The organism is Novosphingobium sp. fls2-241-R2A-195 (assembly GCF_030209485.1).
GTDB classification, from domain to species: domain Bacteria; phylum Pseudomonadota; class Alphaproteobacteria; order Sphingomonadales; family Sphingomonadaceae; genus Novosphingobium; species Novosphingobium resinovorum.
Genome location: NZ_JARVRY010000021.1, coordinates 143,523 through 165,574, shown reverse-complemented (window position 1 = coordinate 165,574; position 22,052 = coordinate 143,523). Strand labels below are relative to the sequence as shown.

23 protein-coding genes and 1 tRNA gene are annotated in these 22,052 nt (G+C 66.7%); 22 read left to right on the top strand and 2 right to left on the bottom strand.

Annotated features, from left to right (window positions below; all coding sequences use genetic code 11):
* Positions 1-5 precede the first annotated feature (5 nt).
* From QRN25_RS15985 to QRN25_RS15975, 3 genes are all read left to right on the top strand, one after another.
* Positions 6-82, top strand: a tRNA-Met gene (locus QRN25_RS15985).
* Between the two features lie 104 nt (positions 83-186).
* Positions 187-501: a hypothetical protein gene (locus QRN25_RS15980; protein ID WP_285020205.1), complete on the top strand. Its 315-nt coding sequence runs from the start codon at positions 187-189 to the stop codon at positions 499-501.
* 14 nt (positions 502-515) lie between these two features.
* Complete coding sequence (locus tag QRN25_RS15975; RefSeq protein WP_285020204.1) at positions 516-701, top strand: hypothetical protein; 186 nt, start codon at positions 516-518, stop codon at positions 699-701.
* Positions 702-947: 246 nt separating this feature from the next.
* Here the strand turns inward: QRN25_RS15975 and QRN25_RS15970 are convergent, their stop codons facing one another.
* A complete protein-coding gene (locus QRN25_RS15970) occupies positions 948-2,261 on the bottom strand; it encodes an MFS transporter (RefSeq protein ID WP_069708547.1) in 1,314 nt (437 codons plus the stop codon).
* A 188-nt stretch (positions 2,262-2,449) separates the two neighbouring features.
* On the opposite strand from QRN25_RS15970, the gene cyoA reads away from it, so the two are divergent.
* From cyoA to QRN25_RS15925, 9 genes are all read left to right on the top strand, one after another.
* On the top strand, positions 2,450-3,781 hold the full coding sequence (cyoA, locus tag QRN25_RS15965; RefSeq protein WP_271183641.1) for a ubiquinol oxidase subunit II: 1,332 nt from the start codon (positions 2,450-2,452) through the stop codon (positions 3,779-3,781).
* A gap of 5 nt (positions 3,782-3,786) precedes the next feature.
* A complete protein-coding gene (cyoB, locus tag QRN25_RS15960; protein ID WP_271183640.1) occupies positions 3,787-5,799 on the top strand; it encodes a cytochrome o ubiquinol oxidase subunit I in 2,013 nt (670 codons plus the stop codon).
* Positions 5,800-5,802: 3 nt separating this feature from the next.
* Complete coding sequence (cyoC, locus tag QRN25_RS15955) at positions 5,803-6,444, top strand: cytochrome o ubiquinol oxidase subunit III (RefSeq protein ID WP_271183639.1); 642 nt, start codon at positions 5,803-5,805, stop codon at positions 6,442-6,444.
* Positions 6,444-6,836 carry a cytochrome o ubiquinol oxidase subunit IV gene (cyoD, locus tag QRN25_RS15950; protein ID WP_008831373.1) on the top strand — a complete coding sequence of 131 codons (393 nt, stop codon included), beginning with the start codon at positions 6,444-6,446 and terminating at the stop codon, positions 6,834-6,836. Before cyoC ends, cyoD begins: the two co-directional genes overlap by 1 nt.
* Positions 6,837-6,913: 77 nt before the next feature.
* Positions 6,914-7,555, top strand: coding sequence for an SURF1 family protein (locus QRN25_RS15945; RefSeq protein ID WP_285020202.1), 642 nt, complete (start codon positions 6,914-6,916; stop codon positions 7,553-7,555).
* Positions 7,540-8,901, top strand: coding sequence for an ATP-binding protein (locus QRN25_RS15940; RefSeq protein WP_370425348.1), 1,362 nt, complete (start codon positions 7,540-7,542; stop codon positions 8,899-8,901). The genes QRN25_RS15945 and QRN25_RS15940 overlap by 16 nt, the downstream gene beginning before the upstream one ends.
* Positions 8,898-9,452: a response regulator transcription factor gene (locus QRN25_RS15935; RefSeq protein WP_069708543.1), complete on the top strand. Its 555-nt coding sequence runs from the start codon at positions 8,898-8,900 to the stop codon at positions 9,450-9,452. Before QRN25_RS15940 ends, QRN25_RS15935 begins: the two co-directional genes overlap by 4 nt.
* 141 nt (positions 9,453-9,593) lie before the next feature.
* On the top strand, positions 9,594-10,295 hold the full coding sequence (locus QRN25_RS15930) for a Crp/Fnr family transcriptional regulator (protein WP_008831369.1): 702 nt from the start codon (positions 9,594-9,596) through the stop codon (positions 10,293-10,295).
* A gap of 61 nt (positions 10,296-10,356) precedes the next feature.
* Positions 10,357-10,803 (top strand): GtrA family protein, encoded by a 447-nt coding sequence (locus tag QRN25_RS15925; protein ID WP_271183636.1) that lies wholly within the window; start codon positions 10,357-10,359, stop codon positions 10,801-10,803.
* A gap of 639 nt (positions 10,804-11,442) precedes the next feature.
* Here the strand turns inward: QRN25_RS15925 and QRN25_RS15920 are convergent.
* Positions 11,443-12,141: an OmpW/AlkL family protein gene (locus QRN25_RS15920; RefSeq protein WP_271183635.1), complete on the bottom strand. Its 699-nt coding sequence runs from the start codon at positions 12,139-12,141 to the stop codon at positions 11,443-11,445.
* Between the two features lie 423 nt (positions 12,142-12,564).
* Between QRN25_RS15920 and ccoN the strand changes: the two genes are divergently transcribed.
* The 10 genes from ccoN to hemN all read left to right on the top strand — a co-directional run bounded on the left by ccoN (position 12,565) and on the right by hemN (position 22,052).
* On the top strand, positions 12,565-14,208 hold the full coding sequence (ccoN, locus tag QRN25_RS15915) for a cytochrome-c oxidase, cbb3-type subunit I (RefSeq protein ID WP_271183634.1): 1,644 nt from the start codon (positions 12,565-12,567) through the stop codon (positions 14,206-14,208).
* Between the two features lie 21 nt (positions 14,209-14,229).
* A complete protein-coding gene (gene ccoO, locus QRN25_RS15910) occupies positions 14,230-14,979 on the top strand; it encodes a cytochrome-c oxidase, cbb3-type subunit II (protein WP_271183633.1) in 750 nt (249 codons plus the stop codon).
* Entirely contained in the window at positions 14,976-15,158 is a 183-nt protein-coding gene (locus QRN25_RS15905) for a cbb3-type cytochrome c oxidase subunit 3 (protein ID WP_008828422.1), read from the top strand. The genes ccoO and QRN25_RS15905 overlap by 4 nt, the downstream gene beginning before the upstream one ends.
* Positions 15,151-16,062: a cytochrome-c oxidase, cbb3-type subunit III gene (gene ccoP, locus QRN25_RS15900; RefSeq protein ID WP_271183632.1), complete on the top strand. Its 912-nt coding sequence runs from the start codon at positions 15,151-15,153 to the stop codon at positions 16,060-16,062. Before QRN25_RS15905 ends, ccoP begins: the two co-directional genes overlap by 8 nt.
* A 125-nt stretch (positions 16,063-16,187) precedes the next feature.
* Entirely contained in the window at positions 16,188-17,651 is a 1,464-nt protein-coding gene (gene ccoG / locus QRN25_RS15895; RefSeq protein WP_271183631.1) for a cytochrome c oxidase accessory protein CcoG, read from the top strand.
* Positions 17,648-18,196 (top strand): FixH family protein, encoded by a 549-nt coding sequence (locus tag QRN25_RS15890; protein WP_271183630.1) that lies wholly within the window; start codon positions 17,648-17,650, stop codon positions 18,194-18,196. The genes ccoG and QRN25_RS15890 overlap by 4 nt, the downstream gene beginning before the upstream one ends.
* Positions 18,193-20,349: a heavy metal translocating P-type ATPase gene (locus QRN25_RS15885; RefSeq protein WP_271183629.1), complete on the top strand. Its 2,157-nt coding sequence runs from the start codon at positions 18,193-18,195 to the stop codon at positions 20,347-20,349. Before QRN25_RS15890 ends, QRN25_RS15885 begins: the two co-directional genes overlap by 4 nt.
* Complete coding sequence (ccoS, locus tag QRN25_RS15880) at positions 20,346-20,492, top strand: cbb3-type cytochrome oxidase assembly protein CcoS (RefSeq protein ID WP_008832429.1); 147 nt, start codon at positions 20,346-20,348, stop codon at positions 20,490-20,492. Before QRN25_RS15885 ends, ccoS begins: the two co-directional genes overlap by 4 nt.
* Positions 20,489-20,707: a hypothetical protein gene (locus tag QRN25_RS15875; RefSeq protein WP_271183628.1), complete on the top strand. Its 219-nt coding sequence runs from the start codon at positions 20,489-20,491 to the stop codon at positions 20,705-20,707. The genes ccoS and QRN25_RS15875 overlap by 4 nt, the downstream gene beginning before the upstream one ends.
* A 31-nt stretch (positions 20,708-20,738) precedes the next feature.
* Entirely contained in the window at positions 20,739-22,052 is a 1,314-nt protein-coding gene (gene hemN / locus QRN25_RS15870) for an oxygen-independent coproporphyrinogen III oxidase (protein ID WP_271183627.1), read from the top strand.

Here is a 22,052-nt window from a genome sequence, read left to right as displayed (position 1 = left end):
GGTGACGCGGGGTGGAGCAGCCCGGTAGCTCGTCAGGCTCATAACCTGAAGGTCGCAGGTTCAAATCCTGCCCCCGCAACCAAACAATACACCACGCCGTCCCGGGAAATCCGAGGGCGGCTTTTTTGTATTTATTTTCTGCAGCTTGCAGCCGAAAATTGAGCCTTCATCGCGACTCGCTGAAACATGCGTCATGCCAAGACACGGATCTTCGCCAAGGAGTTCTACCAAGGCGTTCTTGGTGATGGTCGCAGCCCGTGCAAGGCGCGTGGACGCGCCGCGTCGCCAACAAAGGCTGAGCCGGAAACGGTCGGTACCGGAGCGGGGGGCAGTCCGGCCGAGCGCGGGCCTATCCGCTTCGCTTACGCGATGACAGCGCAGGAGACGCGGCAGGCGCAGGCAAACTTTCTGGGGCGTCTGAAAGCCTGGGACCCGAAGGCTGCGGCGCTGGCCGAGCCACAACTGCTGCAGAACGATATCCCGCCATCTATGCAGGACTGACGCGAGGCTTCCGGTTGCGGTCAGACGATGCTGGCGACGTCATGACCGCCTGTCTCGTGCTAGGCGACCTGGTGGCCAACCGTGCCCGCGACCCTTCGGCCAGCCAGGTGCAGGCCGCGCGCTCTCAGATCGGAAGGCTGCTGGGACAGGGTGGCCAGAACGCCGATCCCGGGACATGGGCGGCCCTGGCAGAAGAGTGAAGATCCTTTTCGTCGCATTCCACGCCGGGTGGTAGTCCGCACGGGCGGAGGGAACCATGGATGCCTATGCAGGGCAGACGGCGCAACTATTCCGGGCTGACATCGGAGAGGCCCTGAACCGCGTGATCCTTGATATGCAGGGATTTCACCCGAGGGACTGACTGCCATCCCGACCTGACATGAAAAAGGGGCCGCAACCTTCATGGTTGCGGCCCCTTTTGTCTGAGGGTTGAGGTATCGCCGGCCTCAGCGGCTTGCGAGTTCCTTGTTCAGCCACAGGGCCAGCAGGGTCGCCAGTGCGCCCGAGAGCAGGTAGCCGCCCGAGGCGATTAGGCCGAAGTGGGTGGAGAGCAGCAGCGCCGCCAGCGGGGCGAAGCCGGCGCCGAACAGCCAGGCAAGGTCGCTGGTGAGCGCCGAGCCGGTGTAGCGGTGGTCGGTCGGGAAAGCCGAGGCGACGACGCCCGAGGACTGGCCGAATGACAGGCCCAGCAGGATGAAGCCGCCGATCATGAACACCAGCTCGCCGGCCGTGCCTCCGTCGAGCAGCTGCGGCGCGAAGCCGCTGAACACCGCGATGCCGACAGCGCAAGTGCCGAGCAGGGTGCGGCGGCCGTAACGGTCGGCGAGGCGGCCCGAGAACAGCACGGCGACGAGGCCGAAGACGGCGGCCAGCACTTCGATCAGCAGGAAGCGGGTCGGCGCTTCCTTGGTGAAGAGGAACACCCACGAGAGCGGGAACACGGTGACCATGTGGAACATCGCGAAGCTGGCGAGTGGGGCGAAGGCGCCGATCAGGACGGTGCGGCCTTCCTTGCTGACGGTGCCCATGACGCTGACGGGCTGCAAGTCGCGGCTTTCGAACAGGGTCTGGAATTCCTCGGTGACGACGATGCGCAGGCGCGCGAAGAGCGCCACGACGTTGATCGCGAGCGCCACGAAGAACGGATAGCGCCAGCCCCACTCCAGGAAGTCGGCGGCGGGCAGCACGGCGATCATGTAGGCGAACAGCGCGCTGGCGACGATGAGGCCGAACGGCGCACCGAGCTGCGGCACCATCGCCCACCAGCCACGGCGGTTTTCCGGGGCGTTGAGCGCGAGCAGCGAAGCCAGGCCGTCCCACGTGCCGCCGAGCGCGAAGCCCTGCGCGATGCGGAAGATCGCCAGCAGCCAGATTGCGGTGGCGCCCATGGTCTCATAGGTCGGCAGGAAGGCGATCGCGGCAGTGGAGCCGCCGAGACCGAACAGCGCGATCGTCAGCTTGACGCCGCGGCCGTAGGCACGGTCGAGCGCCATGAAGAACAGCGAACCGAACGGGCGCGCGATGAAGGCCAGCGCGAAGATCGCGAAGCTGTAGAGCGTGCCGGTCAGCGGATCGACGAAGGGAAAGAACAGCTTCGGGAACACCAGCACCGAGGCGATGGCGTAGACGAAGAAGTCGAAGAATTCCGAGGTACGGCCGATGATCACGCCGATCGCGATCTCGCCGGGCGAAATCGCGTGGTGCGGCTTGAACGTCGGCAGGCCGAGTTCCTCGCGGGTCGGGGTCGTGGTTGTGCTCATCTGGCGTATCTCGGCCTTCGTCTGGTATAACACGGGAATAAGCGAGAGTCCCGCCCGTCCGCGAATCGCACCGGCGCGACGGACGCGCGGCTTCACAATTGGCCGCCCTATTGTATCTGAAACGCCGTAAGGGGATTGGACAAAATGTCCTATGTTCGCATCCGCAGCACGGGCCTAGGCGACGCGCCATGCAACCGCCCGAGTCACGTCTGAACCCGCCCGGCCGTCGTTTCGGCCCGTTCCGTAACCGCGCGATGCGCGTCGTGGGCGCCCTCGGGCTGACCGCTGCGCTGTCGGCGTGCAACACCCTCGTGCTCAAGCCGTCGGGCGATGTTGCACAGCAGCAGGGCGACCTCGTGGTCGTCGCGACGCTGCTGATGCTGCTCATCGTCGTGCCGGTGATGCTGGCGGTGGTGATCTTCGCGTGGCGCTACCGCGCCAATAACAAGGACGCGAAGTACGAGCCGGACTGGGATCACTCGACCCAGCTCGAACTGATGATCTGGGCCGCGCCGCTGCTCATCATCATCTGCCTTGGCGCCGTGACCTGGACCAGCACCCACCTTCTCGATCCCTACCGCACCATCGGCCGCATCGACGCCCAGACCCAGGTTTCGCAGGATGCGAAGCCTCTCGAGGTGGAAGTCGTCGCGCTCGACTGGAAGTGGCTGTTCATCTACCCCGAGCAGGGCGTTGCCACGGTCAACGAACTGGTCGTGCCGAGCGGCCGCCCGCTGAACTTCAAGATCACCTCCGCGAACGTCATGAACTCGTTCTACGTTCCGGCGATGGCGGGCCAGATCTACGCGATGCCGGGCATGGAAACGCGCCTGCACGCGGTGATGAACTCGAACGTCGAGTCGGTCGGCTTCTCGGCCAACTACTCGGGCGCGGGCTTCACCCACATGCGCTTCAAGATGCGTTCGGTTTCGGACGCGGACTTCGCCAAGTGGGTCGGTGATGTGAAGACCACGGGCACCAAGCCGCAGCCTGCGGGCGACGTGATCGCCGCCGAAGCGTTCACCGGCGTTCCCGCCAAGCAGATGGGCGGCACCCTCGACCGTGCGGCCTACCTCGAACTCGAGAAGCCGACGCAGAAGGTTCCGGCGATCCGCTTCGCCAACGTCGATCCCAAGCTCTATGACGCCGTCGTCAACATGTGCGTCCAGCCGGGCAAGATGTGCATGAGCGAGATGATGGCTCTCGATGCGCGCGGCGGTATGGGCAAGGCGGGCATCCGCAACGTGCAGATGCTGTCGTACGACAAGGACGGCCGCGACAGCGCGGTTGCCGAGAGCGCGAACCCCAGCGACGCGGTCAAGCGCGAGCTGGCCTGGGTCCGTGCGCTGTGCGAGCAGATGCCCGGCCAGGTGCGCGACGGTTCCGTCAAGGCGCCTTCCGACCTTCGCTCGCTGAACGGCGCCGGGATCCCCGCGCCGCAGTCGATCGGCTTCGGCGGTGAGGATGCGCCTGCATTGCCCGCCAAGCCCGCTCACATTTCCCTGAATTCGCGGAACTGACACTCATGGCCATCGAAGCCGAAGCCCATAACCACTGGAGTCCGCTACTCGGGCGCCTGTGGCTGGATGCCATCCCGCAGGAGCCGATCGTGCTCGCGACCTTCGTGGTCGTGATGCTCGGCGGCGCCGCGCTCGTCGCGGGCCTGACCTACTTCAAGCTCTGGGGCTATCTCTGGAAGGAGTGGTTCACCAGCGTCGATCACAAGAAGATCGGCATCATGTACATGATCCTGGGTCTGGTCATGTTCCTGCGCGGCTTCGCCGACGCGATCATGATGCGCGCCCAGCAGGCGATGGCGTTCAACGGCAACGACGGTTACCTCAACGCCCACCACTACGACCAGGTCTTCACCGCGCACGGTGTCATCATGATCTTCTTCGTGGCGATGCCTTTCGTCACGGGCCTCATGAACTACATCGTGCCGCTGCAGATCGGTGCGCGCGACGTCAGCTTCCCGTTCCTGAACAACTTCAGCTTCTGGATGACCACCGCCGGTGCGGTGCTCACCATGATGTCGCTGTTCGTGGGCGAGTTCGCGCAGACCGGCTGGCTGGCCTATCCGCCGCTGTCGAACCTGGCGTACAGCCCGTGGGTCGGCGTCGACTACTACATCTGGTCCCTGCAGATCGCGGGTGTCGGTACGCTGCTTTCGGGCGTCAACCTGGTGTGCACCATCGTCAAGATGCGCGCGCCCGGCATGACCATGATGCGCATGCCGGTGTTCACCTGGACCTCGCTGTGCACCAACATCCTGATCGTCGCCGCCTTCCCGGTGCTGACGGCGGTGATGACGATGCTGACCGTCGACCGCTACCTCGGCTTCAACTTCTTCTCGAACGACTTCGGCGGCTCGCCGATGATGTACGTGAACCTGATCTGGATCTGGGGCCACCCCGAGGTCTACATCCTCATCCTGCCGCTGTTCGGCGTGTTCTCGGAAGTCGTCTCGACCTTCTCGGGCAAGCGCCTGTTCGGCTACTCGTCGATGGTCTACGCCACGCTGGTCATCACCATCCTGTCGTACCTCGTGTGGCTGCACCACTTCTTCACGATGGGTTCGGGCGCGAGCGTCAACTCGTTCTTCGGCATCACCACCATGGTGATCTCGATCCCGACCGGCGCGAAGCTGTTCAACTGGCTGTTCACGATGTATCGCGGCCGCATCCGCTACGAGCTGCCGATGATGTGGACCGTCGCGTTCATGCTGACCTTCACGGTCGGCGGCATGACCGGCGTGCTGCTCGCGGTGCCGCCTGCGGACTTCGTGCTGCACAACTCGCTGTTCCTGATCGCGCACTTCCATAACGTGATCATCGGCGGCGTGCTGTTCGGCATCTTCGCGGCGATCAACTTCTGGTGGCCCAAGGCCTTCGGCTTCAAGCTCAACCAGTTCTGGGGCAAGGTCAGCTTCTGGCTGTGGGTTCCGGGCTTCTGGTTCGCCTTCATGCCGCTCTATATCCTCGGCCTGATGGGCGTGACCCGCCGCATGCGCGTGTTCGACGATCCGTCGATCCAGATCTGGTTCGTCATCGCCGCCTTCGGCGCCGTGATGATCGCCGGTGGCATCGGCGCCATGCTGGTCCAGTTCGCCGTCTCCATCTGGAAGCGCGAGGAACTGAAGGACGAGACGGGCGATCCGTGGAACGGTCGTACGCTGGAGTGGTCGACCTCGTCGCCGCCGCCGGAGTACAACTTCGCCTTCACCCCGCTGGTCCACGACCTCGACGCCTGGGACGACATGAAGCGCTGCGGCGTCCAGCGTCCGACTTCCGGCTTCCGTCCGATCCACATGCCCAGCGGCACGGGGACCGGCCTGATCCTGGCGGGTCTGTCGACGTCGCTCGGCTTCGCGATGATCTGGTACATCTGGTGGCTCGCGGCGGTCTCGTTCGCCGGGATCATCGGCTACGCGATCTTCCATACGTTCAACTACAAGCGGGACTACCACATCCCCGTCGAGACGGTCGAAGCGACCGAGGCGGAACGCACCCGCCAGCTCGCCGCCGCGGGAGCCTGAGACATGACCGCCAACACCGCTCCAACGCACACCCTCGATCAGGCGCAGCTTCAGGCCGCGTTCTACGACCTGAACGAGCATGACCACCCCGAAGGCGGCAGCACCATGCTGGGCTTCTGGGTCTACCTGATGAGCGACTGTCTCATCTTCGCCATGCTCTTCGCGGCATACGGCGTGCTGGGCGGCAGCCTGGCCGCCGGGCCGGGGCCGAAGGACCTGTTCGAGCTGCCGCTGGTGGCGCTCAACACCGCCATGCTGCTGTTCTCGTCGATCACTTACGGCTTCGCCATGCTGGCCATGGAGAAGAACAACAAGGGCGCGACGCAAGCCTGGCTGCTGGTCACCGCCGTGTTCGGCGCATGCTTCCTCGGCATCGAACTCTACGAGTTCAGCAACCTCATCCACGAGGGTGCGACGCCGATGCGCTCGGGCTTCCTCACCGCGTTCTTCTCGCTGGTGGGCACCCACGGTCTGCACGTCACCTTCGGCCTGATCTGGCTGTTCACGCTGGTGGTGCAGGTCGGCAAGAAGGGCCTGATCCCGGCCAACAAGCGCCGCCTCATGTGCCTGTCGCTGTTCTGGCACTTCCTCGACGTCATCTGGATCGGCGTCTTCACCTTCGTCTACCTGATGGGAATGCTGTGATGGCGAACGAACACGCCCACCCCAACCCCGCCGCGCACGATCACCACGACGAGCACGGCGCGAGCCATGGCTCGATGCGCGAGTACGTCGTCGGCTTCCTGCTGTCGGTCGTGCTCACCGCGATCCCGTTCTGGCTGGTGATGACGGGCGCGATCCCCGACAAGCAGACCACCGCGCTGGTCATCATGGCCTTCGCCGTGGTGCAGATCGTGGTCCACATGATCTACTTCCTGCACATGAACACCAAGTCGGAGAACGGCTGGACGGTCATGGCGCTGATCTTCACGATCGTTCTGGTCATCATCACGCTGTCCGGTTCGCTGTGGGTCATGTTCCACCTCAACACCAACATGATGCCGATGAGCGTCCACGACATGGGCCAGCTGCCCTGACCGAGGACCGCACAACGGCGGCAAAAGGAGCGCGGCGGCCCATCGGGCTTGCCGCGCTTCTGCTAGTGGCCTTCGCGATGTTCGTGGGCCTGGGCATCTGGCAGATCCAGCGGATGCACTGGAAGCACGCGCTGATCGCCCGCGTCGATGCGCGCGTCCATGCCGCTCCACAGGCGCTGCCGCAGGACGGCAGCCTCGGCCCCGATCTCGAATATCTTCGCGTCCGCGTCTCGGGCGTCTATGACGGGCCTGCGACCGCGCTGGTGCGGGCCGCCACGGAACGCGGAACGGGCTACTGGACGATGACGCCGCTGCGCCTCGAAGACGGCAGGCTCCTGTGGATCAACCGCGGCTTCGTGCCCGCCGGGACCACCCGCGCCGACGCCGGAGCCTCGGCGCCTGCGGGTAAGGTGTCGATCGTCGGCCTGCTGCGCCTGCCCGAGCCCAAGGGCAGTATCCTGCAATCCAACGCCCCGCAGGACGATCGCTGGTACTCGCGCGATACCGCCGCGCTGGCGCAAGCGCGCAAGCTGGGCGCCGTCTCCCCTGCCTTCGTCGATGTCCAGACGGAGCAGGCGACTACCGCGCCCGCCCTCAAGCCCGTACCCGGCCTCACCCAGATCACGTTCCCCGACAGCCATCTCAGCTATGCCTTGACCTGGTTCGCGATGGCGGCGCTGTCGCTGGTCGCGCTCGCCTATACATGGCGCCGGGCGTGATCGAGCGCCTGGCGGCGCTCTTCGCGCCGCCGGAGGTGCCGGGCAGTACGCCGAGCCGCTCCAGCGTCGTCCTGCTCACCCAGCTGCGCTGGACGGCGGTGTTCGGGCAGCTGGCCACCATCGTCGTGGTCTCTGCCGTGCTCAAGGTCCGCCTGCCGCTGGCGCCGCTGCTGCTGGCGCCGCTGCTGTTGATCGTCATCAACCTGACCGTCGCGCGCGTCGTGCTGCAGCGCGAATCGTTCACCCAGCGCGAGATGTTCTCGGCGCTGATGATCGACGTCGTCGCGCTGTGCTGGCAGCTTTATTACTCGGGCGGGGCGACAAACCCGTTCACCTTCCTGTTCCTCCTCCAGATCGTCATCGGCGCGATCATCCTGGAGGCGCGCTGGAGTTGGCTGGTCGCGCTCAACGCCTGCCTGTGCATGGCGCTGTTGACCTTCTTCTACGAGCCGCTGCAGCTGCCCGATCGCTTGGCGGGCGATCACTTCCACCTCTACATCTACGGCAGCCTGTTCTGCTTCGTGCTCGCCGCCGTGCTGCTGATCGTCTTCGTCGTGCGGCTCGACCGCAACCGGCGCGAAAGCGATGCGCGCCTCGCCGACTACTACCAGCAGGCTGCGGAGGAGGACCACATCATCCGCATGGGCCTGCTCGCCTCGGGCGCGGCGCATGAACTGGGCACCCCGCTCTCGTCGATCTCGGTGATCCTGGGCGACTGGAGCCACGAGCCGACGATCAGGGACGACCCCGACATGGCCGCCGATCTTGCTGACGTGCGCCGCGAGCTGGAGCGCTGCAAGACGATCGTGTCGGGCATCCTGATGTCGGCGGGTGAAGTGCGCGGCGTCGATCCGGCGGTGACCACCGTGCGCGGCTTCATCGACGATCTCGCCGAGGAATGGCGCACCCGCATCCCCGGCGAACTGCGCGTGATCGACCGCATGGCGGGTGACGTCGAGATCATCGCCGATCCGGGCCTGCGCCAGATCGTTGGCAACGTCATCGACAACGCCATCGAGGTCTCGCCCGACCTCGTCCTGATCGAGGTCTGGCTGGAAGGGGAGGGCGCTGCCCAGAGTCCGGGACGGCAGGTCATGCTGACCGTAAGCGACCGCGGCCCCGGCTTCGCGCCCGAAGTGCTGCGCCGCATCGGCCAGCCCTATATCTCGACCAAGGGGCGCGACGGGGGCGGGCTCGGCCTGTTCCTCGTCGTCAACGTGATCCGCAAGCTGGGCGGCGCGGTCTCGGTGGAGAACCGTGAAACCGGCGGTGCGAGCGTGCAACTGGCGATCCCCCTCGCTACACTGGCGCTCGAAGAACAAGAACAACGGCAGGAGAAGCAATGACCGACACTCCCTCCGCCATCGGCGCGACGGGCGCCAGCCTGCTCATCGTCGAGGACGACCCCACTTTCGCGCGAACCCTGCGCCGCTCTTTCGAACGACGCGGCTACCGCGTCGCCTCCGCTGCAAGCCCCGAAGAGGCCGAGGCGCTGTTCCTGGCGGACAGCTTCGAGTTCGCGGTGGTGGACCTGAAACTCGGCGCGGGTTCCGGCCTCACCGTGGTCGAGGCGCTTCATGCCCATGCGCCGCAGACGCGCATCGTCGTGCTGACCGGCTACGCCAGCATCGCCACCGCCGTCGAGGCGATCAAACTGGGCGCCTCGCACTATCTCGCCAAACCCTCCAACACCGACGACATCGAGGCGGCCTTCGCGTCGCTGCGCGGCGATGCCAGCGTGCCGGTGGAGGGCCGCAAGACCTCGATCAAGACGCTGGAGTGGGAGTACATCCACCAGACGCTGGTGGAGTGCGAATTCAACATCTCCGAAACCGCGCGCCGCCTCGGCCTCCACCGCCGCACGCTGGCGCGCAAGCTCGAGAAGCGGCAGGTTTGACACCTTCGACAAGCTCAGGGTGAGCGGAGGTAGCGTAAACCTCCAACCCCGCTCAGGCTGAGCCTGTCGAAGCCCCTGCAGTTTCCCGCGAGCCGCCAATACGCTATACAACCCACGAGAAGCCCCCGGTGATCGGAAACCATGTCCAGCTGTGATCTTTGCGTCGTCCGCAACCGGGCGATCTGTGCCGCGCTCGACGCCGGCGAACTCAATGCGCTCAATGCGATCGGGCGCACGCGCAAGCTGACCGCCGGGGAATCGATCATCTGGGAGGGCGAGGATTCGGTCCTCGTCGCCAATGTCATCGACGGCGTGCTCAAGCTCTCCACCAACACCGAGGACGGGCGCGAGCAGATCGTCGGCGTGGTCTATCCTTCCGACTTCATCGGCCGCCCCTTCGGCGGCACCACCGGGCACGGTGTCACGGCGCTGACCGACGCCAGCGTCTGCGTGTTCTCCCGCCGCGACTTCGACGCCTTCGCGCGCGAGCATCCGGCGCTGGAGCACAAGCTGCTCGAACGCACGCTGGGCGAACTGGACCGCACGCGCCGCTGGATGCTGCTGCTCGGCCGCAAGTCGGCGGCGGAGAAGATGGCGAGCTTCCTCGTCGAGATGACCGAACGGCTCGGCGGCGCCGGCTGCCGGATCGATTTCGAGCATCCGGGGCGGCGCATCCTGACCCTGCCGTTCTCGCGCCAGCAGATCGCCGACGTGCTGGGCCTGACCATCGAGACCGTCAGCCGCCAGTTCACCCGGCTCAAGAACGAGGGCGTGATCGACCTGCCCTCGCGCCGCGAAGTGACGATCCTTGATTTCGACACGCTGGTCGCCGAGGCAGGGTAACGGTTCGTCCCTGTTACCGGCTCGCGGGAAACCATGGCGAGGCGGCGGCGTTGCCACTGGCATGTTTCATTCGCCCATCGTGCCGGGCTCCCTTGGCGCTCACCCGCACTACGGCCTGTTCAGTCGGCACACCGCCGTGCTGTTCGTGCGCAATGCCGTGGCCTCGTGCCTGTGCTTCGCGATCGACATGGCGCTGATCTGGCTGATGGTCTCGCAGCTTGGCATCGACAAGTTCGTGGCGGTGACGGCGGGGTTCCTCTTCGCCAACTCGCTGAATTACGGCCTTGCACGGGTCTGGGTGTTTCGGGAGAGCGATCGCGGGATCTTCACCGGCTATGTCTATTACCTCACCAACGCGCTGGTGGGGCTGGCGGTGATCCTCGGCGGTTTCGCGCTGCTGACCACGGTGTTCGACGCGCATTATCTGCTCGCGCGGGTGATCGTCTCGCTGTGTTCGGGCACGCTGGTGTTCATCCTGAACGCGACATTGAACTTCCACGAAGTGTGAATGGGTAGGATGCGGGAACATCGTCACCCAACACCGTCATCCTGGCGAAGGCTGGGACCGCTGGCCGCGCAAAGCCCAACCCTCGGCAGGGCGTTTGAACGATAGTTGGCCGTAACAGGCCAGCGGTCCCAGCTTTCGCTGGGATGACGATGTCGTTCGTGCAGCGGGGTCACGCAAAAATACCCGCTGGCGAGTGCGGGCCATTACGCCGGGGAAATCAACGCATCCGAAGGTAACATCGGGTCGGCGTCGGGAGCGTCCTCACCGGGACGCGGGGTTTTGTTTTCCGTGAAGCTCTGGCGAGCGGCCGGGTAACTCACGGTGCAGCCCGGCTCGACCTGTATTCCATCGGACTTGTCCCATGTGGCCATCGTTAGGGTTCGCAGCGTTATCGGCCGAAGGCTATCCGGGATGGCCGTCCCATGCCCAACGACGTGTCGCAGGAACGTATGGACGGCGTTTCCGGTAGCGCAGGGACAGTCCGGGTCTTCGAACGGACGCGTGGGTTGCATGGCCACGGTTGAAACCGCATCCCGGCCCACGACGCCGACCCGATACACCGGAGCGACGTGATCATTCGCCGCTCCGGATGCTGGGCCATATAACCCATGTGGTTATATTTGTCAAGGGCAAGCGCGCTTAGAACCGGTACGACAGGCCCGCGCTCAGCACCCACGGGTCGAGGTCGTGCTTCGTTTCCAGCACCTTCGCCCCATCGGCATAGAAGCTGGCGGTCGGCTTGATGAAGTACTTCTTGGCATCGAGCGTCACGCCGTAGCCGCTCTGGCCGAGCGCGATGTCCACGCCCGCCTGCAGCGCGACGCCGAAGGAATTGGACATCTTCACCTTGTCCACGCCGAGCGCCTGCGCGGTGGCGCCGGGCTTTTCGTCGAACACGAAGAACAGCGCGGGGCCGGCGCCGACATAAGGCTTGATCGGGGTGCCGGTGTCGAGGTGGTACTTGGCGGTCACGGTCGCGGGCAGGATCAGCACGTGATCGACCAGCCGCGTGCCCGCAAGGTCCGCCGCACCGCCCACGTGATGCTGGGTGAAGCAGCAGATCGTCTCGACCGAGACGGCCTTGGTGAAGAAGTATTCGACCGCGAGGGTGGGCACGACGTTGTCGTTCGCCCGGGCGTCGACGTCGGTGACGCCCATGCCGGTCAGCGTGGCGGCAAGGCCCGAATCGATCGACTTGACCTTGTCGATGCCGCCGTCGGGCAGAACCCCGGTCGCGAGCACCTTGACCTGAAACCTGCCGTCCGGGCTTCCGGCCATCGCGGGCGTGGTGAAGGCAGTGGCCGCAAGCGCGGCGGCGAGCAGGGTGATCTTGCGCATATCGCTGTCTTTCGAATGACCGCCGGGGCTGCACCATGCATGTCCCCCCTCTTGAGCGGCCCTTGCGGTTTGCGCTTCATGCAACCGGGATGAATTGATCGGGCGCAAGTCGGGGAGAATTTTGCTGTCGCCCCGTCGTCCCGGACCTGATCCGGGACCGGTGGCTGTCTTTAGGCGCGTGCTGCCCGGCGGGGGCTTCGACAAGCTCAGCCTGAGCGGGACTGATAACCTCTCCTCTCAACACCGCTCAGGCTGAGCTTGTCGAAGCCCCTGCTGCGCGCACCGCGAGGCGGGCCGTTCACGGCCAGCGGTCCCGGATCAGGTCCGGGACGACGAGGGTTTTTGATCCCCGTCAATGCGACTCCCGGCTCCTGCGCCCAAGGCGGACCCTGATCAGCAACTCATCTCGAAAAGAGACAGCTTATGGTTTCGGTGCTGGCGCGGGCAGGCGTGTGGCTTGCCGTGCTCTTCCTTGCCGTGATGGCCTCCGCGCTGGCGGTGGATCAGGGCTTCGCCATCCACATGGGGATCGTCGCCATCGCGGCGATGACCGCCTTGTGGTTCACCCTGCGCGGCGCCGACTATGACGGCATCGCGCGCGGCGTGCTGCGCTTCCCCGATCAGGGGCGCTATGACGACGACCCGATCCGCTGGGGCATGATCGCCACGGTGTTCTGGGGCATGGCGGGGTTCCTGGCGGGCGTGTTCATCGCCGCGCAGCTGACCTGGCCCTGGCTCAATCTGGAGCCCTACCTCAACTTCGGCCGGGTCCGCCCGCTGCACACGTCGGCGGTGATCTTCGCGTTCGGCGGCAATGCCCTGATCGCGACGAGCTTCTACGTCGTCCAGCGCACCTGCCGCGCGCGGCTGGCCTTCCCCGGTCTCGCCCGTTTCGTGTTCTGGGGCTACCAGCTGTTCATCGTGCTGGCCGCCACCGGCTACCTCCTCGGCATCAGCGAGGGCAAGGAATACGCAGAGCCCGAATGGTACGTCGACTGGTGGCTGACGGTGGTATGGGTCTGCTACCTCGCGGTCTTCGTCGGCACGATCGTGAGGCGCTCGGAACCGCACATCTACGTCGCCAACTGGTTCTACCTCGCCTTCATCGTCACCGTGGCGATGCTGCATGTGGTCAACAACCTTGACCTGCCGGTCAGCCTGCTGGGTTCCAAGAGCTACCCGCTGTTCGCGGGCGTGCAGGGCGCGCTGGTGCAGTGGTGGTACGGCCACAATGCGGTGGGCTTCTTCCTGACCGCCGGCTTCCTGGCGATGATGTACTACTTCGTGCCCAAGCAGGCCGAGCGGCCGGTCTATTCCTACCGCCTGTCCATCATCCACTTCTGGTCGCTGATCTTCCTCTACATCTGGGCGGGGCCGCATCACCTGCACTACACCGCGCTGCCCGACTGGGCGCAGACGCTGGGCATGGTGTTCTCGATCATGCTGTGGATGCCGAGCTGGGGCGGCATGATCAACGGGCTGATGACGCTCAACGGCGCCTGGGACAAGGTCCGCACCGATCCGATCATCCGCATGATGGTGATGGCGCTGGCCTTCTACGGCATGAGCACCTTCGAAGGCCCGGTGATGAGCATCAAGAGCGTCAACTCGCTCTCGCACTACACCGACTGGACCATCGGCCACGTCCACTCCGGCGCGCTGGGCTGGAACGGGATGATCACCTTCGGCGCGATCTACTACCTCGTGCCGCGCCTGTGGGGCCGTGAGCGCCTGTACTCGCTGCGCATGGTGAACTGGCACTTCTGGCTCGCGACGCTGGGGATCGTTTTCTACGCCGCCAGCATGTGGGTGGCGGGCATCACCCAGGGCCTGATGTGGCGCGAATATGGCGCCGACGGCTACCTCGTGAACTCCTTCGCAGACTCCGTGGCGGCGCTCCATCCGATGTATGCGCTGCGCGCCTTCGGCGGCGCGCTCTACCTCGCGGGCGGGGTCATCATGACGGTCAACGTCTGGGCCACGATCCTCGGCAAGCTGCGCGAGGAAAAGCCCCTGCGCGATGCCGCCTACGATCCCGCCGCCGACCGCCCGATCCTCGCGAACTGACGACGAACAGGGACAAGAACCATGACCACCATCGTCGAACGCCACAAGACGCTTGAAAAGAATATCACCTTGCTGGGCATCTGCGCGCTGGTCGTCGTCGCCATCGGCGGCATCGTCGAGATCGCGCCGCTGTTCTGGATCGACAACACCATCGAGAAAGTTCAGGGCGTGCGCCCCTATACCCCGCTGGAGCAGGCGGGCCGCGACATCTACGTGCGCGAGGGCTGCTACGTCTGCCACAGCCAGATGATCCGCCCCTTCCGCGACGAGGTGGAGCGCTACGGCCACTACAGCCTCGCGGCGGAATCGATGTACGACCATCCGTTCCAGTGGGGCTCCAAGCGCACCGGGCCTGACCTTGCGCGCGTGGGCGGCAAGTATTCGGACAGCTGGCACGTCCAGCACCTGACGAACCCCGAAGGCGTCGTGCCCGAATCGGTGATGCCGAAGTACGGCTTCCTCGCCGAGCGTGACCTGCAAGTCGCCGACCCCGCCGCGAACCTGACGGCGCTGCGCCGCGTGGGCGTGCCCTACACCGACCGCGACATCACCAGCGCGCTGGCCGACCTCAACGCGCAGGCCGCCCCGGAAGCCGATCCCGGCGACCTGCTCAAGCGCTACCCCAAGGCGCAGATCCGCGACTTCGACGGCGACCCCAGCCGCGTGACCGAGATGGATGCGCTCGTCGCCTATCTGCAGGTGCTGGGCACCATGGTCGATGTCAACGCCGCCGCCGCGCAGGAGCAGTTGGCCAAGGAGAAGGGGCGATGACCTTCTCCCTCAGCACCCATTCCACGTACGACATGCTGCGGCATCTGGCCGACAGCTGGGGCCTGCTGGCGATGCTGGTGGTGTTCGTCGTGCTGATCGCCTGGCCCTTCCGGCCCGGCCACCGCGCGAAGAACGACGCCGCCGCGACGATGATCTTCAAGGACGAGAACGATGGCTGAGCATCATCCAAAAGGACGCCTCGACGAAGCCACGAACACGGAAACCGTCGGCCACGAGTGGGACGGGATCGAGGAACTCAACACCCCGCTGCCGCGCTGGTGGCTCTGGACCTTCTACGCCTGCATCGTCTTCGCGCTGGGCTACAGCGTGGTCTACCCGGCGTGGCCGATGCTTTCGAGCGCGACGCAAGGCACGCTCGGCTGGACCAGCCGGGGCGAGCTGGACAAGGACATGAAGGCCGCCGCCGCCACCCGCGCGAAGACCGTGGCGGCGCTGGCGGACATGAGAATCGAGGAGCTGCCGAAGCACCCCGAACTGATGCGCGCGGCGGTGGCGGGCGGCGCGGCGGCGTTCAGGATCAACTGCGTCCAGTGCCACGGCGCCGGCGCGGCGGGGTCGAAGGGCTTCCCCAACCTCAACGACGACGACTGGCTCTGGGGCGGCGATCTGAAAACCATCGAGACGACGTTGCTCCACGGCATCCGCCAGCCCGGCGATGACGTCACGCGGCAGTCGATCATGCCGAACTTCGGCAGCGATGGCCTGCTGACGGCGGCGCAGATCGACGCGGTGGCAAGCCATGTCCTCTCGCTTTCGGGCAAGGCGCGCGGCAACGCCGAGGGCGCGAAGCTCTTCGCCGACAACTGCGCCGTCTGCCACGGCCCGGCAGGCAAGGGCAGCCGCCAGTTCGGCGCGCCCAACCTGACCGATGCGATCTGGCTCGACGGCGGCACGAAGGACGATGTCGTCGCGCAGGTCAGCAAGCCGCACATGGGGGTGATGCCCGCATGGACCGGCCGTCTCGATCCGGTGACGATCAAGATGCTGGCGGCCTACGTCCACTCGCTCGGCGGGGGTGAACAGACGCCTGCGCCCGAGCCCGAAGCTGCCGCCACCCCCTGACCCGTCATTCCCGCGAAGGCGGGAACCCATCTGATGACCGTGCAACATGCCAGTTCAGGAGATGGGTCCCCGCCTTCGCGGGGATGACGGAGAAAAAGGAAGCACTCCCAGGCGGGACAAGTACCATGAACAAGCCCCCCGACATGACCCAGCTCTCGCTCTACGCAAAGCGAGAGCCCGTCTTCAATCGCCGCATCGACGGCAAGTTCCGCCGCATCAAGTGGGCGATCATGGCGCTGTGCCTCGCGGTCTACTGGGTCACGCCGTGGCTGCGCTGGGATCGCGGCCCTTATGCGCCAACCCAGGCGGTGCTGATCGACCTCGCCCACCGCCGCTTCTACATGTTCGGCATCGAGATCTGGCCGCACGAGTTCTACTTCGTGGCGGGCCTGCTCATCATGGCGGGCATCGGCCTGTTCCTCGTCACCAGCGCGGTGGGGCGGGCGTGGTGCGGCTATGCCTGTCCGCAGACCGTCTGGACCGACCTGTTCCAGCACGTCGACCGCCTGATCGACGGCGACCGCAATGCGCGAATGCGGCTCTACAAGGCCCCGTGGGGACCGGCCAAGATCGCCCGGCGGCTGGTGAAGTGGGCGATCTACCTCGCCATCAGCCTCGCCACTGGCGGCGCGTGGATTTACTACTTCGCCGACGCGCCTACGCTCTGGACCGCGTTCTGGAGCGGCACCGCCGACCCCGTCGCCTACGCCACCGTGGCGACGCTGACCGCGACCACCTTCGTGCTCGGCGGCTTCATGCGCGAACAGGTGTGCATCTACATGTGCCCCTGGCCGCGCATCCAGACCGCGATGACCGATGAGAAATCGCTGACCGTCACCTACAAGGACTTCCGCGGCGAACCGCGCGCCAGCCTCAAGAAGTCGCAGAAAGCGCCCGACGTGTTCGGCGACTGCATCGACTGCAACCAGTGCGTCGCCGTCTGCCCCACCGGCATCGACATCCGCCAGGGCCCGCAAGTCGGCTGCATCACCTGCGCCCTGTGCATCGACGCCTGCGACCGGGTGATGCAAGACATCGGCCGCCCGCGCGGGTTGATCGACTACGCCACGCTGGACGATGCCGAGCGCGAGAAGGCGGGACAGCCGCCGACGCGCCACCTGAAGCTGATCTGGCGCCCGCGCACGCTGGCGTACCTCGCGGTCTGGGCGGGCATCGGCCTTGCCCTGCTGTTCGCGCTGGGCACCCGCGTCCACACCGGACTGACCGTCGCCAAGGATCGCAACCCGCCGTACATCCTCCTGAGCGACGGCTCGGTGCGGGGCGCCTACACCTTGCGCCTGCGCAACATGGAGGGCCGCCCGCGCAGGATGGAGATCGCCATCGTCGGTCTCCCCGGCGCGGTGATGTGGACCGACGACAGCGCCCGCGCCGACGCCGCCCGTACCCTCACCCGCACGATCCCCGCCGACGCCACGCTGCCCCTGCGCGTCTACGTCGTCGCGCCTGCCCCAGGTCTGGCGACAACCGCCGCGCAGGACTTCGCCTTCCGCGTCACCGCCGAGGGCGAGGCGCGCGAGACCGCCCTATCCGAAGTGACCTTCGACACGCCGCAGGAGGCGATCCCATGACCGTGCAAACCCGCAAGCCTTTCAATGGAAAGCATATGACTGCGATCCTCGTCGCCGGGTTCGGCGTGGTGCTGGCAGTCAACGTGACGATGGCGACGCTCGCCAGCACCACCTTCGGCGGGATCGTGGTGGAGAACTCCTACGTCGCCAGCCAGGACTTCAACCGCTGGCTGGATGAAGCGGCGAAGGAGAAGGCGCTCGGGTGGCGGCTGGAAGCGCGGCGCGGGGCCGAGGGCAGGGTGGTAGTGGATTTGAAGGTCGCGCCATCCATCCTTCGACAAGCTCAGGATGAGCGGGTGGGAGGTAATAGCGCTGCTATAAATCCCGCTCAGGCTGAGCTTGTCGAAGCCCCCGCCGCCCACACCAAGCTCACCGCCGTGGCCCGCCACCCCCTCGGCCGCCTCCCCGACACCGCACTCACCTTCCACCGCGAGGGCGGGCACTGGATCAGCACCCGGCCGCTGCCCGCAGGCCGCTGGACCCTGCGCTTCGATGTCGAAACCGAGGGCCGCCAATGGCGCACCGAACAGGAGATCGGCGCATGAACGCGATCACACCCCCGCCGTCGGTCCCCGCCGAAACCGCACTCGATACCGCGCCCAGCATCGACAGCCGCTTCACCGTCCCCGGCATCCGCTGCGCCGGCTGCATCGGCAAGATCGAACGCGGCCTCGGGCTCGTCCCCGGCGTGGCTTCGGCGCGTGTGAACCTCTCCGCCAAGCGCGTCGCCGTCAGCCATGCCGAGACGCTCGATGCCGAAACGCTGATCGAGGAGCTGCGCAAACTCGGCTTCGAGGCCGAACGCGCCGCCGACAACCCGCTCGCCCGCGACGATGTGGAGACGAAGCGCCTGATCCGCGCGCTGGCGGTGGCGGGCTTCGGCATGATGAACATCATGCTGTTCTCGGTCTCGGTCTGGTCGGGCACCGACGCGGTGACGCGCGGCATGTTCCACTGGATCAGCGCCCTGATCGGCATCCCGGTGGTGGTCTATTCGGGCCGCCCGTTCTTCGCCTCGGCGTGGATGGCGCTGAAGTACCGGCGCACCAACATGGACGTGCCGATCTCCATCGGCGTGATCCTGGCGACGGGCATGAGCCTCTACGAAACGCTGGCCGGAGGCGAGCACGCCTACTTCGACGGCGCGGTGATGCTGCTGTTCTTCCTGCTCGCGGGCCGCACGCTCGACGCGATGATGCGCGGCCGCGCCCGCTCCGGCATCGCCGCCCTGCTCGGCCGCATGGGGCGGGGCGCGCAAGTGATCGGCGAGGACGGCACCGCCCGCTACGTCGAGGCCGACAAGCTGCGCCCCGGCATGACGATGCTGGTGGCGGCAGGCGAAGCGCTCGCCGCCGACGGCGAGGTCGTCGAAGGCCGCACCACCATCGACACCGCGATGCTCACCGGCGAGAGCGCCCCGCGCCCCGCCGTGACTGGCGACCTCGTCCACGCGGGCACGATCAACCTCGGCAACCCGGTGCGGGTGCGCGTCACCGCCGCTGCGCAGGACACCGCCATCGCCGACATCGCGCGGCTGATGGACGAGGCGGGCCAGTCCCGCTCGCGCTACGTGCGCGTGGCGGACCGCGCGGCGCGGCTCTATGCGCCCGCCGTCCACACCCTCGCGTTCCTCAGCTTCTGCAGTTGGCTGATCGCAGGGGCGAGCGTCTACAAGGCGCTGACGATCGCCACCGCCGTCCTCATCATCACCTGCCCCTGCGCGCTCGGCCTTGCGGTTCCGGCGGCGCAAGTCGTCGCGGCGGGGGCGCTGATGCGGCGGGGCCTGCTCATCAAGGACGGCTCGGCGCTGGAGCGGCTGGCCGAGGCGGACGAAGTGTTGCTCGACAAGACCGGCACCCTGACGCTGGGCGAACCGCGCCCGGTCACGCTGGCCATGCTCGGCCCGCGCAGCCGCGCCATCGCGCTGGGTCTGGCGCAGGCGAGCCGCCATCCGCTGAGCCGTGGCCTCGCCCATGCGCTGCGCGGCGAAGGTGTGGAGCCCGCAGCCGTCGAACTGGTGCGCGAGGCCACCGGCTCCGGCATGATCGGGCGCTGCGACGGTGCCGAAGTCGCGCTGCTGCGGCCGGAGGTGGAGACCGACACTCTCGCCGTCGACCTGCTCGTCGATGGCACCCGCACCCGCATTACCTTCGCCGACAGCCTGCGCCCCGACGTGACCGAGACATTGGCGGCGCTGAAGGCGCAGGGCCTCATCGCCGCGATCGCCTCGGGCGACAGGGTGGAAGCGGTCGGCGGTGTCGCGCGGAAACTGGGCCTGTTCGCCACCGCGGCGATGCGCCCGGCGGACAAGCTGGCGCTGCTCGAACGCCGCGCGGCGCTTGGCCACAAGGTGCTGATGGTGGGCGACGGGCTCAATGACGGCCCGGCGCTGGCGGGCGCCCACGTCAGCCTCGCGCCCGGCGGGGCGAGCGACGTGTCGCAGCAGGCGGCCGACGGCGTCTTCGTCGGCGAGCGGCTGATGCCGGTGGCGACGGCGGTGAAGGTCGCGCGGGCCACGATGCGGGTGGTGCGCCAGAACTTCGCGATGGCGGTGGGCTACAACGTGCTGGCGGTGCCGCTGGCGATCCTCGGCCACGTCACCCCGCTGGTGGCGGCGCTGGCGATGTCGGGCAGTTCGCTGCTGGTGGTCGGCAATTCGCTGCGGCTGGCGCGCGCGGCAGGGAAGGAAGCGCAATGACGATTCTCGGCTTCATGATCCCGCTGTCGCTGGCGATGGGGCTCTGCGCGCTGGGCACGTTCTTCTGGACGATGCGCTCGGGCCAGTACGAGGATATGGACGGCGCCGCCAACCGCATCCTGATCGACGAGGATGCGCCATGACGCGGCGCCTGATCGCCCTGTTCGGCACGCTGGCGCTGGTCCCGGCGATGGTCGGCCCGCTGCAGGTCGAGGCGCGTGAGTTTGTCGCCATGACCTGCAATGGCGGTGCGGTGAGCGTGCCGGTCCCCGCACCTCCGGGACCGCCGCAGGGGCCATGTTGCGCCAAGGGCTGCCATTCCGATTCCAAACGCAAGCGGCTTGATCGATCGCAATGACGGCGCTGAGGGATAAGGCAAAGTTGCGGCCATGTGGACCTATCACCCCGAACTGCTGGCGATTCCCGTGCCGCGCTACACCAGCTTCCCCACCGCCGCCGAGTTCGCTGGCGGGATAGGCGCGGGCCAATACGAGGAGGCGCTGGAGCGCACGCAGGGCGAGGTATCGCTCTATGTCCACATCCCGTTCTGCGAGAAGATCTGCTGGTATTGCGGCTGCAACACCAGCGTCGCCAACCGGCGGGACAGGGTAGCCAGCTACCTCGACGCGCTTCACCGCGAGATTGATCTCGTCGCCGAACGCCTTCCCACAGGCGCGCGGGTCACGCGTATCGCTTTCGGCGGCGGCAGTCCCAACGGCATTTCGCCGATCGACTTCGTGCGGCTGGTCGATGCGCTGACGCTGCAGTTCGAGACCTCGCACCCGGTCACTTCGATCGAACTGGACCCGCGCACCCTTGGCCCCGGGTGGGCGGGGGTGATCGCCTCGGTCGGGATCGCGCGCGCCAGCCTCGGCGTGCAGACCTTTGCGGAGCCGTTGCAGCGGGCGATCGGCCGGGTTCAGCCGACGGCGATGATCGAGCAGGCCGTCGCCATGCTGCGCGGCGCGGGCGTGGGTTCGCTGAACTTCGATCTGATGTACGGGCTGCCCGGCCAGACCATGGCGCACCTGAAGGATTCGCTGGAGCGCGCCGTCGCGCTCGGCGCCGATCGCATCGCGCTGTTCGGCTATGCCCACGTTCCGCACCTGATCCCCCGCCAGCGCAAGATCGATGCGAGCGAACTGCCCGGTGCCGAGGCGCGCTTCGCCATGGCGGCTTACGGGCACGCCTTCCTGCTGGACCGGGGCTATGTCGCGGTGGGCTTCGACCATTTCGCGCTGCCCGGCGATCCGCTGGCGCAGGCGACGCTGACCGGACACCTTCGGCGCAACTTTCAGGGCTTCACCGACGATCAGGCGCCGGTCCTGCTGGGGCTGGGCGCCTCTGCGATCGGCGGCTTCCCGGACCTGCTCGTCCAGAACGAGAAGAACACCGGGCGCTATCGCATGATGCTCTCGCAGGACCGCCTGACCGCGACGCGCGGGATCGTCCGGAGCGCCGAGGACCAGCGGCGCGGCGCGGTGATAGAGGCGCTGCTGTGCCAGGGCCGCGCGCCTGTGGCGGCGGACTTGTGGCAGGAGGCCGGGCCGCTGCTGCGCCCCTACCTCGATGCCGGATTGTGCGAGACCGATGGCGGCGACCTCGTCGTGCTGCCGGGCGGACTGCCTTACGCGCGCTCGATCGCGGCGCGGTTCGACCCGTATCGCAAGGATTCGCTGCGGCGCTTCAGTTCGGCGGTGTGA

What these genes read in the sequence shown, in the direction of transcription:
- QRN25_RS15980 (WP_285020205.1), top strand. Translation starts at nt 187, where the DNA reads ATGCGTCATGCCAAGACACGGATCTTCGCCAAGGAGTTCTACCAAGGC.
- QRN25_RS15970 (WP_069708547.1), bottom strand. Translation starts at nt 2,261, where the DNA reads ATGAGCACAACCACGACCCCGACCCGCGAGGAACTCGGCCTGCCGACG.
- cyoA (WP_271183641.1), top strand. Translation starts at nt 2,450, where the DNA reads ATGCAACCGCCCGAGTCACGTCTGAACCCGCCCGGCCGTCGTTTCGGC.
- cyoB (WP_271183640.1), top strand. Translation starts at nt 3,787, where the DNA reads ATGGCCATCGAAGCCGAAGCCCATAACCACTGGAGTCCGCTACTCGGG.
- cyoC (WP_271183639.1), top strand. Translation starts at nt 5,803, where the DNA reads ATGACCGCCAACACCGCTCCAACGCACACCCTCGATCAGGCGCAGCTT.
- cyoD (WP_008831373.1), top strand. Translation starts at nt 6,444, where the DNA reads ATGGCGAACGAACACGCCCACCCCAACCCCGCCGCGCACGATCACCAC.
- QRN25_RS15945 (WP_285020202.1), top strand. Translation starts at nt 6,914, where the DNA reads ATGTTCGTGGGCCTGGGCATCTGGCAGATCCAGCGGATGCACTGGAAG.
- QRN25_RS15940 (WP_370425348.1), top strand. Translation starts at nt 7,540, where the DNA reads ATGGCGCCGGGCGTGATCGAGCGCCTGGCGGCGCTCTTCGCGCCGCCG.
- QRN25_RS15935 (WP_069708543.1), top strand. Translation starts at nt 8,898, where the DNA reads ATGACCGACACTCCCTCCGCCATCGGCGCGACGGGCGCCAGCCTGCTC.
- QRN25_RS15930 (WP_008831369.1), top strand. Translation starts at nt 9,594, where the DNA reads ATGTCCAGCTGTGATCTTTGCGTCGTCCGCAACCGGGCGATCTGTGCC.
- QRN25_RS15925 (WP_271183636.1), top strand. Translation starts at nt 10,357, where the DNA reads ATGTTTCATTCGCCCATCGTGCCGGGCTCCCTTGGCGCTCACCCGCAC.
- QRN25_RS15920 (WP_271183635.1), bottom strand. Translation starts at nt 12,141, where the DNA reads ATGCGCAAGATCACCCTGCTCGCCGCCGCGCTTGCGGCCACTGCCTTC.
- ccoN (WP_271183634.1), top strand. Translation starts at nt 12,565, where the DNA reads ATGGTTTCGGTGCTGGCGCGGGCAGGCGTGTGGCTTGCCGTGCTCTTC.
- ccoO (WP_271183633.1), top strand. Translation starts at nt 14,230, where the DNA reads ATGACCACCATCGTCGAACGCCACAAGACGCTTGAAAAGAATATCACC.
- QRN25_RS15905 (WP_008828422.1), top strand. Translation starts at nt 14,976, where the DNA reads ATGACCTTCTCCCTCAGCACCCATTCCACGTACGACATGCTGCGGCAT.
- ccoP (WP_271183632.1), top strand. Translation starts at nt 15,151, where the DNA reads ATGGCTGAGCATCATCCAAAAGGACGCCTCGACGAAGCCACGAACACG.
- ccoG (WP_271183631.1), top strand. Translation starts at nt 16,188, where the DNA reads ATGAACAAGCCCCCCGACATGACCCAGCTCTCGCTCTACGCAAAGCGA.
- QRN25_RS15890 (WP_271183630.1), top strand. Translation starts at nt 17,648, where the DNA reads ATGACCGTGCAAACCCGCAAGCCTTTCAATGGAAAGCATATGACTGCG.
- QRN25_RS15885 (WP_271183629.1), top strand. Translation starts at nt 18,193, where the DNA reads ATGAACGCGATCACACCCCCGCCGTCGGTCCCCGCCGAAACCGCACTC.
- ccoS (WP_008832429.1), top strand. Translation starts at nt 20,346, where the DNA reads ATGACGATTCTCGGCTTCATGATCCCGCTGTCGCTGGCGATGGGGCTC.
- QRN25_RS15875 (WP_271183628.1), top strand. Translation starts at nt 20,489, where the DNA reads ATGACGCGGCGCCTGATCGCCCTGTTCGGCACGCTGGCGCTGGTCCCG.
- hemN (WP_271183627.1), top strand. Translation starts at nt 20,739, where the DNA reads ATGTGGACCTATCACCCCGAACTGCTGGCGATTCCCGTGCCGCGCTAC.